Genomic DNA, 12,708 nt, shown 5'->3' on the forward strand with positions numbered 1-12,708 from the left:
CATTCATTTATCGTTTATAGAAAGGTGTAGCAATCAAAACCGCTTTCAGACGTTTGCCACGGATTTCGACTTCCACTTCAGTTCCTTCAGCTGTATGTTCCGTAGCAAGAAGTGCGAATCCGATATTCTTTTTCAATGTTGGCGATTGAGTACCGGTCGTGACTTCCCCGATCTCCTCTTCGCCAATGAACACTTTATAGCCAGTCCGTGGAATTCCTTTATCGATCATTTCAAGACCGACAAGCTTCCTTGGAACGCCGTTCTCTTTTTGTGCCGAAAGCACTTCTTTGCCGATGAAATCTGCTTCCTTATTCAATTTCACGACAAAACCTAGGCCTGTTTCAAGCGGAGTAATATCTTTTGACAATTCCTGACCGTAAAGCGGCAGTCCCGCTTCGAATCGAAGAGTATCACGGGCGCCTAAACCTGCAGGCACAACCCCTTCCTCTTCTCCCGCTTCCAAAATTGCAGGCCACAGAGCGACAATCGATTCAGGGGATCCGTAAATCTCGAAACCATCTTCACCCGTATACCCAGTTCGGGAAACGAGAACCCGGTGCCCGGAAATTTCGACGTCTTCTTTGAAACGGAAGAACTTAATTTCATCCAGCTGCTCTGAAGTCAATTTCTGCAATACTTCTTGCGCTTTCGGACCTTGCAATGCAAGCAGGCCGAATTCATCAGAGCGGTCATCAATGACCACATCACCTGTTGCATGCTGTTTCATCCACTCAACGTCCTTTTCAATGTTGGAAGCATTCACGACTAGGAGATAATCATTCTCTTTCCTTTTGTAGATGAGAAGATCATCCACCGTACCGCCGTTCTCATAACACATTGCAGTGTACTGCGCTTGGCCGTCCTTCAGTTTGGAGACGTCATTTGTAACCAACCCTTGTAGAAAGACAAGTGCATCTTCTCCTGAAACAAAAACTTCACCCATATGCGAAACATCAAACAGGCCCGCTTTCGTCCGGACAGCTTCATGTTCAGCCTTAATGCTTGAAAACTGAACAGGCAATTCCCAACCACCGAAATCAATCGTCTTTCCACCGTACTGCTGATAACTATCAAAAAGTGCGGTGCGTTTCAAAGTTCCTGTCAAAGCCATATCCCCCTTGAATTGAATGATGAAAAAAAGACAGAAGTCCCCTTGTAATAAGAGAACCTCTGTCCGTGTACCTGAAAGTTTGACCTTGCGGCTTTCCTCTTTGGTGGCCGAAAATATCGGCACTCTCCAGAGACGCGTCATGAATGAGTCTTTTTACCTGAGAGATTCATAACTTCCGTTACTTGCTCCTTCGGCGACGCCTAATGCGTGCTCTCCCCATTCAATCATCCGCCATATGCAATTAAAAATAAAATGATTAAAATTCGGACAAATAACTGCCCTTTCGCCTTATATCTTAACATTTCATTTTTAAAAGCGCAATCTTTTTTCAAGCAATGTTCATTTAACGAACAAAAATACATCACAATGATTATATCGTTCGTGTTTCAATCATCTGAGATTTCAGGACATCTTCAGCCGTTTTTCAATCTTATAATCTGAGACGCTATATACTGCGTGATTTCATTCAAGGTCCTATTTGCCGTCTCTACTTTGAAATGAGCGCATTGTAAATAAAGCGGCTTCCTTTTTTGATAGAGTCTCTCCAATTCATGCCTGGTAGAACGCTGAACGATCGGCCTGTTGATATCGGTGGAAATCCTTCGCCAAATATCACGAAATGTCGAATTCAAGAAAAAGACAAGTCCTGTCCTTCTCATGATTTTCCTGTTTTCCTCTCTCATTGCAACACCGCCGCCAGTCGCAATGATGCAATAGCCCTCTTGAAAATTGCGCAGGAACTCTGTCTCCATCTCCCTGAAGCCTTCCTCCCCATAAGTTTCAAAAATTTGAGGAATCGTCATGCCTGTCTGGTTAGAAATTTCCGTATCCATATCGTAAAAGGGCAAATTCAGCAATGTCCCCAGCCGTTTGCCGATGGCGCTTTTTCCGCTTCCCATGAAACCGACCAAGTATACTCTCTTCATATCTTTTACCCGCCTTGCCTCATCAACTTTGTTGTTTCTTTCTCGTAATAGATTTCAATTGAATCGAATGTTCTGTATAGATTACTATGCCATGAAACGATAGTAAAAAGAAAGAGGCTGACGAAAAATAGTAAAATAAGTGAAGCGGCTAAAATGGCACCTTGCTCATTCCTGGCGAAACCCAATTGCAAAACTCCTTTCCCGCTTCCTTCCATTGAGCATTCTTGCTTCCACTTTAAGCTCATGTCCTTCATGGACGAAAATCACACTAGAAACGTTTGTGAAGAGAGGGATGTACCCTTTTGAATTGGTCATTTTGCGAATGACATATCCACTTTGACCGACCTCGATTTTTCCTCTCTCAGTCGTAAACAAAATGGCTCTATCACCCATCAGAACTCTGAAATCTTCAACATCGACGAGCAATGCCTGGAGATCGATCGCAAACAATTCCCATTCAGTCGCATAATAATCTTGTAATTGACGCTCGATCGGCTGTTTCCAATAGAAGAACAGGAGGAGGAATTGAACGAATATACCCATAATCAATAGTTGAAACAATGCTTCCAGAAGAGTGTATCCCTCTTCATTACGACATTTCAGAACGCTATGCATTTCACGAGTTCCCGTTCTATGTAATGATAGGTTACACAGATGCGTTCGCTTTCAACCGACCAGTTGTACACGGTCTTTTCAATCCGGTTCACCCCGGCCAACATTCCGTATGCGTGATAGAAGATGGCTCCGTGATAGGCCGATTCCGCTGCGTGCATGCTGAGTTTCTTCATTTCTAGATGTGCCGACATATGTGAATAGAACGGTAATAGTGTTCCGAATATGACTGTTATAATAACAAGGGATAAGATAGATTCCGGCCATGAATACCCTTTTTCATTCATAAACGATCACCCTCCCATGTTGCAGTTGCAACGTCAATCGCTTGTCCCCATTAGTTGTCCTTAAAATGATCGTTCCCGGATTAACAATTTGGCCATCCGGATGAAATTCGATCGTGTGGCCATTAAACAAATGCATACCTTCAGGAAAATCAATCGTGGAATAAGTCACCGTACTAGGAGCAAACAAGCTATAAGACTTGCCGGAATTCCGAAACCTGATTGCCGTACGCGTTTCGTTTGCCATCGCATAGGCTTGCGCATGATGAATCGTTGCGATGAAAGTGTATAGCGCTTCTTTCTCGCTCTGTTTCGTTATCCAGCGATCACCGATAGGCAGAATGACAGCCGTCAGAACAGCGACGACACTTAAAACGAGTAGCATTTCCAGGAATGTGAAGCCAACTTCATTGTTTTTTATATCCCTAAGACTGACCATCTTTGACTGCTATCACTTTTCCATTTTCAATTGAAATGTCTGTTCCGTCCGGACATTTTACATTTCCAGGCAAATATTCACCCTCTGTTAGTTCACTTAAGGTAGGTGTTTTATGATGTTCCATCTTGTATGCTGCAACTTGTCCCTGCACCATTTGTACGTAGGCCACGCAACCTTTTTCATCAATCGACTTTGAATGCTTTGTCACGTTCGGTATGGCGATCAACACCAGAACGGAAATGATGAGCAATACAATCATCATTTCGATTAAAGTGAATCCATCTTCGTTCTTGACTATTTTCAAATCTTCCCTCCTCCTTATAGGCTGTCAAATGTGCTGTAAACCGGCAGTAGCAATGCCAAGTATGCCGCCAAAATGCAGATGGCCAATATCGTGAACAATACCGGCTGCATCAGTGCAAGCCATCTCGTCATCTCCTCTTCAATCATGGCATGCAGATTTTCACTAAACAGAAGAAGTTCCTTTCCCAAATGTCCCGTATCGGAACCGTGTTTTGCATACGTGTTTAATTCCTTGCGGAGACCGGCAGTTAGTAGGATGGCATTGTCAAAAGTTTCACCGTAGATGACATGCCCCTTGATCGTCTCAGCAATTTCGCTTAAAATCGGATCCACCTCTTGCTCCACCAGTACTTCAAGCGCATCCTGCATGGATAGCCCCGATTGAAGAAGGCCACCGATTTCACCTGAGAAATCCCTCGTTTTCCACTTCGAGAATAATGAACCGACAAACGGAATGGAGAGGAGGAAGCGGATTTTTCTGTACGGGAGTAATTTACGATAGATTAGAATCCCGATGCCAGCCGTTATGATGATTAAAATCCCGGACCCAATCATTAGATCTGGAATTCTTGAGACCAGGAGTGGCAACAGGGACACGAAACCGTTCACAGTATCATTCCTTGCGACTGACATCGCTTGCAGATTCGGAAGGAAATAGCTTCTAAAAACTACTAGAAAGATAGTTAGGAAGAAAAACAGAATGATTGGATAGAGCAGCAGATTTCGCAGCTTCCTTTTTCTTTCTTCCGATTGCTTCATTCTTTCTGCAATCCCTTTTAATGCGTCCGCTATTCTCCCATCCAACTCCGCTATGATGACAGGCAAAAGTACGTTCGAAGAAAAACCAAGCCTTCTAAGAATATCCGTCACACCAAGTCCATTCTTCAAATCTAGTTCCAGCAGTTCTAGCAGTTCACTGTACTGCTTGGAATGGTAAGGCATTAGCAACACCAATCCATCATGGAATGTGTACCCTTCTTGCATGAGGAGCGAGAGCCTGCCTAAAAACGAAGCGCGGTTATCAATGTTTGAAAAAGATTTCCTGAATAATCGTGTTCCACGCTTACCCATGGGACATCATTTTTTCAAGGCTATATTTTCTCATGATTGCTTCTATCGTCAATTCCTTCGGCACAGTAACATGTTCGCCCGTTATGATTCCATTCGCAATCGATTCCAACAGTTCACCTTGGACGATTTCAAACACCGCTCCGACATCACCATCTTTTTTTCGAATGAGACGTTGCGCTGCTATGCATACGACCGTTTGCCTCAATTCTTCCGGAGTGATCCCGAAATCCATCATCCTATAAAAGCAACCTTCCGGATCTTTCGAGTGGACGGTAGTCAGGACAAGATGCCCTGTCAACGCAGCGGCCACAGCAGTTTTAGCAGTTTCGGAATCCCTGATTTCACCGATCATGATCACGTCCGGGGAATGCCTAAGTATCGCTTTCAATCCGGCAGCATATGTCATACCGGACCTTTCATTCACCTGAATCTGCAGAAGATGTGAATGATTGTTTTCGACAGGGTCTTCTAAAGAAATCACATGTCGTTCGAGATGATTGACGCAGTGGGCTGTCATGGAATAAATCGTTGTGGTCTTCCCGCTTCCGGTTGGTCCGGTAAGCAGCACTAACCCTTGTCGCTCTTCTGCAGCATGCCGAAGCTTCTGCTCCCAGACGGGATCGATGCAAAGCTTATCTAAAGGAACGATTTGATCATGCCGTTGAATACGGATGACAACACTTTCTTTCATTTGGATAGAGGGAATCGTCGATACACGGAAAGAAAAGTTTTCATTATGCATTTTCTTGTGAAATGAACCGCTTTGGGGGTTTCGTTTATTACTGATATCTAATGAGGAGAGAAATTTATAAAAGGAGATCATACGGGCGGCCAACTGTGGGGGAAATGTACCGGACCGTTCGAGTTTTGAATTCTTCTTGAAACAAATATCATACCGATCTTGCATCGGAACGAGATGGATATCTGTCGCTTCCTGGGCAATCGCCCGTTCCAAAAGGTCAAAGCACTTTTTCTCAATGAGATTGTCACGGTTTTCCATTGAACACCCCTCTTTCAATAATGGTGAAAGACCGCTTTTCACCTTAAAATGAGTATACGTTGAACGAAACGAAAAAGGAATACTTCCAAATGAATTCGATTTTTAAATGCCATTTCCAGCTTAAATTTAAATTTCACATGGCGTTTTCGGCTCAAAAATGAGTTTTACTATAATAAGACCAATTTGCACTCCATGCATTTGTCACAATGTCGACTTGATAGGAGTTTACTTTTCGAGTTACTATCCATTATAATGAATAAGAGATCTTTGTATTGTTTTAGGTTAAGGAGGGACGCACTTATGGATAACATGTTCAAGCTATGCGGTTTTTGGACTGGCATTTTCGCTGTAATGTTTTTCGTCGGCGGGATGATGACAGCTTCCGTCATTTTCGTCGCTAGCACTATTTTCTTCCTGTTGCTTGGATATTTGAATCTAACAGAGCGTATGTATATGTACATGTTTGGAGCTTACCTTATGATTTTCATGGTAGGATTCAGCTATTATGCGACATTCATTCACGTACCAGGTGCAGGACACTAATCGTCCTAAAGAAAAAAACAGCCGATCGGCTGTTTTTTCTTTTTATGAAAACCCGTTCAAAAATGGGTTCATATCCTTTTCCTCTTCAGGAGTTGTTGATGGGCCGTGGCCGGGATAGATAATGAACTCATCATCCAACGTCAAAAGATTGTCATGGATGGACTGAAGCAACGTCCTGGTATCGCCCCCAGGAAGATCCGTCCTGCCTATGCTTCCACGGAAAAGCGTATCACCAACAACAGCCAATTGTGCCTCGTGGAAAATGAAAGAGACGCTGCCGGGAGAATGACCCGGAGTATGACGGATCTCCAATCGGAATGAACCTATTTTCAATTCACCTTCTTGCAGCAATTGATCCGCCGCTTCATTTCTCACAAGAGGCAATCCAGGGTATCTAGAGGAACCGTTCAAATCCGGGTTTCCAAGCCAAGCTTGTTCGGCCTCGTGTATGTAGACGGGTATGTCAAAATGATTCCTCACTCGATCCACCGCCCCGATATGATCAAAATGCGAATGTGTCAAAAGGATTGCAAGCGGTTCGCCATTCGTTTTTTCGATTTCGGCAATTATCCGATCCCCTTCTTCTCCAGGGTCAATCACTAAACATTCCCCATCACGATTGAAGATTAAATAACAATTCGTCTGAATCGGACCTAATGGATATGTACGTATTTCAAGCATCATTCACACCTCCTATACTTGATAGTAATGAACTTGCAATTGAATTTCAAACAATCGTCATTAATATGCCTCGACAAAATTTGTGGGAAACAGTACAATAGAAGAGGAATATTGCTAAATCGGCATTCATTTTTTCTCTGTTGAAAGGAGTGTCTTCCACATGAACATCTTAATGGTAATTTTCGGACTCGTTGCGATCTTCGCTGTCATTGGTACTGTACAAGCTTTCAAAGAGCGCAATGTGTTGAGCATCTTGTTCAACGTTGCAGCTGCTGTCATTTTCGGCGGTTTCACAATCGCAACAATTGTATTCCAAGGATATCCACCTGTTCTTGTACATTAATTAACATTGTCTTTTAAAAAACATCCCCCGCATACATTTGCGGGGGATGTTTTTTAGTTATTAAATTCAATCCACTTATGTTTTTCCTTTGTGCTCATATCAATTAACTCATCCGATGTATAGCCACTCAAACAATATTTACCTGATGGCGAGCATTTCAACGGACCCGCATCCAACCCTTTCATAAGCAGCTCCGGATTACCTTCATCAAAAAGAAATAAATTAAACCCTGCTCCCATTTCATCAAGTTGTCCACTTTTTTCAGCCCCTATCACAATCAGACGGGCGTTATCGAGCCATTGAATCGTGGGTACAACCCACTCCGAATAATTGCTGACAGCGGGCAAAGTCCACCCAGAAACTACGGTACCGTCAAACCTTCTCACTGAATATGAAAAAGCATTTTCATCAATTGACTGAACAGCAATGAAATAATCCTCAAATGCATCAAAATAAATGACATTCCCAATTCCAACAGTCTCGATTTCCCCTGTTTCCAAATGGAATAACTGTACTTCTCCTCCGTCAAGCGGATGACCTTCGACCAACATGCCCATGATTTTGTCATCTCCCGCCCACTTGGGAAATGGGTCATCCAATTCAATTAAGGAAAGATGCTCGTCCAATCCGTCAAAAACGAAAAGATCAAACGACCAATCTTCATGGAAGGCTGTGAATAGGATTTTGTCTGGATTCGAGCGATTCCATTCTATGGCAAGCTCTGTCGAGTCGATTTCCACTTGATGCTGGACGGTGCCATCCATGCCGACCACCTTAACGACAGCCGCATTTGCGTGTTCACTCGTATGTACTAAAAAATAATCACCGGAAGGATGGACAAGGACATCAATAATAAATGCATCGTCCTCGTACACCGAACCGGATTCACCTGTTTCAATGTCAAAGTATTTCACTTGATAGTAGCTGTCATTTTTCTCAACATATAGGATTTGAGAGTCATTCAACCAATCTGCAATGAAATGAAAGTTCGAAGGATCTACCTTAAAAACATGGGGGAATGGCGGATCATCCGGCTCTGTCATAAGCTTGTCCGGCTCTTCAATATCAGGTTGAACAGACGGCGGACCCTTCAGTTCCGAACAACCGGATAAGATGAAGATGACCATTAAAAGCAAATACAGTATTCTTTTCATCCGGCATCCCCTCCTTCCATCTTTCTTTCAAAAAAATATCTGCACGGTAAACGAACCCGTGCAGAACTTAGTCGTTTTGCCTGGAGCGGCTTATTTCTCTTCCTTATCAGTAAATCTGAGCAAGTCTCCATTGATGATCAAGTCGGAGTAGCCGAGTTCAGTATTAGCACGTTCGATATAAGGTTCACATGCGTTACCGTCGGTCGGCTCCCCTGTTTGGATATCGTAGCAAACCTCGTGTGCGTAAATCATATTCTCGGTCACTAAACGGCCATCCCTGAAGATGACGAACGGCTCGTGATCTTTTGAAAAGATATCCGCACCCATTTGCATGTCTTCTTTCGTGTCAATTCCCAACAAATGGAGGACGGTTGGTCGGATGTCCATTTGACCGGAAAGCTCGTCGATTGTTTTCCCTTTTCCATAACCAGGAATATGGATGAACATCGGCACTTTTTGCAACTCGACATTATCAAGTGGAGTAATTTCCTTATCTAAATACATGCCCATCGCTTTATTATGGTTTTCCGAAATACCATAGTGGTCCCCGTACATCACAATAATGGAGTTGTCATATATTCCACTTTTCTTCAGATCCTCGAAGAAAATCTTTATGGCTTCATCCATATAGCGTACTGTTTGGAAGTATTTATTCAATGTTTTTGAATTGGAATCATACGGCGGAATGATCATATCTTCTTCATCCAAATCGAATGGATGGTGATTCGTCAAAGTGATCATTCTTGTAGAAAACGGCTGTGGCATTGTCTTCATGATTTCCACTGATTGTTCTAAGAACGGAATATCTTTCATTCCCCAGTTGACCGCTTCCCCTTCCCCGATCGTATAGCTTTCGACATCATAGAACTTTTGAATGCCTAAAGCTTGATACATAATATCCCGGTTCCAGAAGCTTCGGTTGTTTGCGTGCATGACGCTTGTGAAATATCCGTTATCCCCGAGTTTTTCCGACATGGAATGGTAAGCATTTCCGCTGTTTGTGAAAAAGACAGCTCCGCCATTTCGGCCATATAACGAGTTTTCCACGATGAATTCCGAATCTGACGTTTTTCCTAACCCTGTTTGATGGTAAAAGTTATTGAAATAGAATGTATCAGGATCTTTTGTTAGTTCGTTGAGGAAAGGCGTAATCTCATAGCCATTCATCTCATTGTTAATGACGAAGTTTTGCAGGGACTCAAGTGAAATGAAGATAACATTGCGCCCTTTGGCAACCCCGAACATTTCCGGATTGGGTTCTGCGTAATTTGCATTGATGTAGTTTGCCGCCTCGGCTAGTTCACTGCCGTCAGCAAGCGCACGTTGTGCATGTGTTTTCGATTGGATGAACAAGTCATAAATGTGATAATTGTACGTTCCGATATTTTTAACGAGCAGTTCCCTGTCAAAGCTTCGTGTCAACAGCTGCGGCCTTTGGGCTTCCGATAATCCCAAGTTGACCATCAGTATGGTTGCAGCTATAACAAAGTATAGCTTGCGTCCAATGCTTCGTTGACTCAAAGACCTTTCCGAAGTTGGGATGAATTTAATCGCCAATGCCACAATAATTACGTCGGTGAAAAAGAATATATCCAAAGCATGCACATTCGCACCGATGGAAGATGATAAATCACCGAAATTGCTTGTCTGGAACAATACCGGCAAGGTAATGAAATCATTAAAGAACCGATAAAATACAGCGTTACTAAACATAATGATTGATGTTATCAAACTGATTGAAAATATATAGATGTTGCGTCGTTTCGCACTCTTCATGAATAAGGCCATTCCGTATATGAATAATAGAAAACTAAGTGGATTCATGAACAGGATGAATTCCTGCATCACATTATCGATTTTCATATTAAAGCTAGTGATATAGCCAATATACGTCGTTAGCCAAGTTGCAATAAGAGCAATGACGAGTACGGAATGTTTGGGCCAAGTTACTTTTTTCATACTTGATCTTCCTTTCGTTATTGAAGCATCTATTTGAAAATTCACCCTATCATTTGTACATGCACTTCATATTATAGACGAATGAATCATAAAAAAGTTTCATTTTTAACTTAAAAAATTCTAAAAGGATTTGATATTGGATAAAACTTTAATCGGACCTTTTACTCAATTCCTTTTTCAAAATTAACAGCGCGGGCAAGTAATCCTCTTTCAAAATCAAGCCATTATCGTATAGCTCTTTCACTTCGGACATCATCATTTCGATATCTGTTTGTTGATTCCCTGTATATATAAAAATGCCGAAACGTTTAAGAAGTTGCAGGACATCAAGGAAATGATTCATTTGGCCTCACGTATCTTCCGACATTGTATCACTCTATTTTCAGTAATAATCTTATTGACTGGAATATCATGTTCTTCAATGGGCACTTCTTGAGTAGTCTGTTCGTCAAACGCCAAAGATACTCGATCGCCGCTATAGTCAGTCAAATAGCGATCATAATACCCTCCGCCAAAACCGATTCTGAACCCTTCGTCGGAAAAAACGACGCCCGGAACAATTTGGAGATCGATTTGCCCTTTATCAACAGAAATTGTCCTTGCGACAACCGGTTCCTTTAAATCCATATAGACCGTCTCCAGATCATCGAAAGACGAAATGAGCCTGAAATCCATCTCCCTCGTTCCAGGAATGCATTTCGGCACGGCAACTCGCTTCCCGGACTTCCATGCAGATTCGATCAAAGGATACGTATCCACTTCCGGAAAACGTGATACCGTAACGCCAATCGTCTGAGCTGAAGCATATTCTTCGCATGTGGATAAGCTTTGCAATATCGCTGCGGATTTACTCGCATGTTCAGAATGATTCATATCTTTCATGATTGTTATCATCAGTTTACGTTTGGACAATTTACTCATAGAAGTATTCCCTCCATTCCGAAATAAAAAACCAAAACCCGTGAAGAGTTTTGGCATGAGCGATTATTTCGTTTCACGGTGCAAAGTTTGTTTCTTTTCACGTGAGCAATATTTTTTCATTTCAAGACGTTCCGGATTGTTACGCTTGTTTTTCTTTGTAATATAATTACGCTCTCCACATTCTGTGCAAGCAAGTGTAATATTTACGCGCATTGTTGTCCCTCCCACTCATTGGCAATATAAATTAATATGAGCATGATTTATACGACTTTTCAATTGTATCATATCACACGGTTATGTAAAGAAGAAAGTTTCAAATTACATTTGGAAGATGCATATGATACTATGGGAACAAAGTAATCTATTCCCGGAGGTTGTTCAATTGTGGATATTGAATTAATTTTACTATGCATTGGCATCCTATTTATCATTTTATCATTTTTCATCGGAAAATCCACCCGCAAAAGCGAAGAGGATATTGAGAACATCTCAATCAGCCTCCATCAGGAGACAAATCAATTGAAAAAGCGTTTGAAGGCCGTTGAAGAGGAATTGATGATCGGTGTTGGTCCGATCACAAATGGACAGCGACGAAAAACGAAACCCGTCCACGAAATCATCGTCAATCAAATCTTGTCCTTGAAGGCGCAAGGTTATTCAATTCCTGAAATAGCCAAACGCTCTTCCCTGCCGGCTGAGGAAGTTATGGAAGTATTGAAGTCCCGGGGTGTCGCCTTATGATGAAGGACATTGTACGAGGAGTCGGAATAGGCTGCGTCCTCGCTGGAGGTATCCTTTATTTCACCAATAACAACCAAGATCCGCCCGATGCGGACCAGTATAAAACGCAGGTGGACAAGTTGCAAGCCGAATTGGACATGGTGAAAAAAGAGTTGGCCGTCGCCCAGACACTCACTTCTTCAAAATCGGAAAAAACTACGGATCAAAGTTCGAATGAAAAGAAGGATTCTAAACCTGAGTCGACTTCAAAGCCCATCACTAAAATAATTTTGACGATCGAGGCCGGTTCAACATCTTCAACTGTAGCTGATAAACTCGAACATGCGGGGATCATCAACAGTGCGAAAGAGTTGGAACAATACCTGATTGACAACGGCTTAGCAGGACGTATTCAAATCGGCGTGCACGAAGTCGATACAACGATGGACCTTGGCACAATCGCCCGCATTATAACTAATACTAAATAAAGAAAAAGAGCTGCCCTTTAGACTGACCTAGCCATATGAGACACATACAAAACACCTTGATTAGGCTGCCATTACACCATATTTTGCAGGTGTCAGGTAGCCTAATTTTTCTTGGATACGTTCTTCATTATAGTAATTCAAATAGGTCGCAAT

20 protein-coding genes and 1 riboswitch are annotated in these 12,708 nt (G+C 42.3%); of the genes, 4 read left to right on the top strand and 16 right to left on the bottom strand.

Annotated elements, in window-relative coordinates; genetic code table 11:
• Positions 1-7: 7 nt before the first annotated feature.
• From gcvT to comGA, 9 genes are all read right to left on the bottom strand, one after another.
• Positions 8-1,111, bottom strand: coding sequence for a glycine cleavage system aminomethyltransferase GcvT (gcvT, locus tag ACFPTP_RS09905; RefSeq protein WP_381444143.1), 1,104 nt, complete (start codon positions 1,109-1,111; stop codon positions 8-10).
• Between the two features lie 135 nt (positions 1,112-1,246).
• Positions 1,247-1,339: riboswitch (glycine riboswitch) on the bottom strand.
• A 185-nt stretch (positions 1,340-1,524) separates the two neighbouring features.
• Positions 1,525-2,037 (bottom strand): shikimate kinase, encoded by a 513-nt coding sequence (locus tag ACFPTP_RS09910; RefSeq protein WP_381444145.1) that lies wholly within the window; start codon positions 2,035-2,037, stop codon positions 1,525-1,527.
• Between the two features lie 5 nt (positions 2,038-2,042).
• Positions 2,043-2,222, bottom strand: coding sequence for a hypothetical protein (locus tag ACFPTP_RS09915; RefSeq protein ID WP_381444147.1), 180 nt, complete (start codon positions 2,220-2,222; stop codon positions 2,043-2,045).
• Positions 2,203-2,652, bottom strand: coding sequence for a competence type IV pilus minor pilin ComGF (comGF, locus tag ACFPTP_RS09920; RefSeq protein WP_381444150.1), 450 nt, complete (start codon positions 2,650-2,652; stop codon positions 2,203-2,205). The genes ACFPTP_RS09915 and comGF overlap by 20 nt, the downstream gene beginning before the upstream one ends.
• Positions 2,637-2,936, bottom strand: a complete 300-nt coding sequence (locus ACFPTP_RS09925; protein ID WP_381444153.1) for a hypothetical protein — start codon at positions 2,934-2,936, stop codon at positions 2,637-2,639. Before ACFPTP_RS09925 ends, comGF begins: the two co-directional genes overlap by 16 nt.
• Positions 2,929-3,372, bottom strand: coding sequence for a competence type IV pilus minor pilin ComGD (gene comGD / locus ACFPTP_RS09930; protein ID WP_381444156.1), 444 nt, complete (start codon positions 3,370-3,372; stop codon positions 2,929-2,931). Before comGD ends, ACFPTP_RS09925 begins: the two co-directional genes overlap by 8 nt.
• Entirely contained in the window at positions 3,359-3,676 is a 318-nt protein-coding gene (gene comGC / locus ACFPTP_RS09935) for a competence type IV pilus major pilin ComGC (protein WP_381444158.1), read from the bottom strand. Before comGC ends, comGD begins: the two co-directional genes overlap by 14 nt.
• Positions 3,677-3,690: 14 nt before the next feature.
• Positions 3,691-4,746, bottom strand: a complete 1,056-nt coding sequence (comGB, locus tag ACFPTP_RS09940; protein ID WP_381444160.1) for a competence type IV pilus assembly protein ComGB — start codon at positions 4,744-4,746, stop codon at positions 3,691-3,693.
• Positions 4,739-5,746, bottom strand: coding sequence for a competence type IV pilus ATPase ComGA (gene comGA / locus ACFPTP_RS09945; RefSeq protein ID WP_381444162.1), 1,008 nt, complete (start codon positions 5,744-5,746; stop codon positions 4,739-4,741). Before comGA ends, comGB begins: the two co-directional genes overlap by 8 nt.
• 300 nt (positions 5,747-6,046) lie before the next feature.
• On the opposite strand from comGA, the gene ACFPTP_RS09950 reads away from it, so the two are divergent.
• Entirely contained in the window at positions 6,047-6,289 is a 243-nt protein-coding gene (locus ACFPTP_RS09950) for a DUF2626 family protein (RefSeq protein WP_381444165.1), read from the top strand.
• A gap of 42 nt (positions 6,290-6,331) precedes the next feature.
• Here the strand turns inward: ACFPTP_RS09950 and ACFPTP_RS09955 are convergent, their stop codons facing one another.
• On the bottom strand, positions 6,332-6,970 hold the full coding sequence (locus ACFPTP_RS09955) for an MBL fold metallo-hydrolase (protein WP_381444168.1): 639 nt from the start codon (positions 6,968-6,970) through the stop codon (positions 6,332-6,334).
• A 160-nt stretch (positions 6,971-7,130) separates the two neighbouring features.
• On the opposite strand from ACFPTP_RS09955, the gene ACFPTP_RS09960 reads away from it, so the two are divergent.
• Positions 7,131-7,313, top strand: a complete 183-nt coding sequence (locus ACFPTP_RS09960) for a DUF2759 domain-containing protein (protein WP_381444170.1) — start codon at positions 7,131-7,133, stop codon at positions 7,311-7,313.
• A gap of 53 nt (positions 7,314-7,366) precedes the next feature.
• Here ACFPTP_RS09960 and ACFPTP_RS09965 read toward each other — a convergent pair whose 3' ends face one another.
• The 5 genes from ACFPTP_RS09965 to rpmG all read right to left on the bottom strand — a co-directional run bounded on the left by ACFPTP_RS09965 (position 7,367) and on the right by rpmG (position 11,560).
• A complete protein-coding gene (locus tag ACFPTP_RS09965) occupies positions 7,367-8,467 on the bottom strand; it encodes a YqgU-like beta propeller domain-containing protein (RefSeq protein ID WP_381444171.1) in 1,101 nt (366 codons plus the stop codon).
• A gap of 90 nt (positions 8,468-8,557) precedes the next feature.
• The gene (locus ACFPTP_RS09970; RefSeq protein WP_381444174.1) at positions 8,558-10,426 is read right to left on the bottom strand and encodes an LTA synthase family protein; all 1,869 of its coding nucleotides are present in this window, start codon (positions 10,424-10,426) and stop codon (positions 8,558-8,560) included.
• 148 nt (positions 10,427-10,574) lie between these two features.
• Positions 10,575-10,769 carry a YqgQ family protein gene (locus ACFPTP_RS09975; protein ID WP_381444176.1) on the bottom strand — a complete coding sequence of 65 codons (195 nt, stop codon included), beginning with the start codon at positions 10,767-10,769 and terminating at the stop codon, positions 10,575-10,577.
• Positions 10,766-11,347, bottom strand: coding sequence for a 5-formyltetrahydrofolate cyclo-ligase (locus ACFPTP_RS09980; RefSeq protein ID WP_381444179.1), 582 nt, complete (start codon positions 11,345-11,347; stop codon positions 10,766-10,768). Before ACFPTP_RS09980 ends, ACFPTP_RS09975 begins: the two co-directional genes overlap by 4 nt.
• Before the next feature lie 63 nt (positions 11,348-11,410).
• Positions 11,411-11,560, bottom strand: coding sequence for a 50S ribosomal protein L33 (gene rpmG, locus ACFPTP_RS09985; protein WP_060210366.1), 150 nt, complete (start codon positions 11,558-11,560; stop codon positions 11,411-11,413).
• Between the two features lie 171 nt (positions 11,561-11,731).
• Between rpmG and ACFPTP_RS09990 the strand changes: the two genes are divergently transcribed.
• The gene (locus tag ACFPTP_RS09990; protein ID WP_381444182.1) at positions 11,732-12,088 is read left to right on the top strand and encodes a hypothetical protein; all 357 of its coding nucleotides are present in this window, start codon (positions 11,732-11,734) and stop codon (positions 12,086-12,088) included.
• Positions 12,085-12,555 (top strand): hypothetical protein, encoded by a 471-nt coding sequence (locus ACFPTP_RS09995; protein WP_381444184.1) that lies wholly within the window; start codon positions 12,085-12,087, stop codon positions 12,553-12,555. The genes ACFPTP_RS09990 and ACFPTP_RS09995 overlap by 4 nt, the downstream gene beginning before the upstream one ends.
• A gap of 60 nt (positions 12,556-12,615) precedes the next feature.
• On the opposite strand, the gene ACFPTP_RS10000 is transcribed toward ACFPTP_RS09995, so the two are convergent.
• A complete protein-coding gene (locus tag ACFPTP_RS10000; RefSeq protein WP_381444244.1) occupies positions 12,616-12,708 on the bottom strand; it encodes an IS3 family transposase in 93 nt (30 codons plus the stop codon).

It is taken from the genome of Sporosarcina koreensis (genome assembly GCF_042655825.1).
In the GTDB taxonomy this organism is placed as follows: Bacteria; Bacillota; Bacilli; order Bacillales_A; family Planococcaceae; genus Sporosarcina; species Sporosarcina koreensis.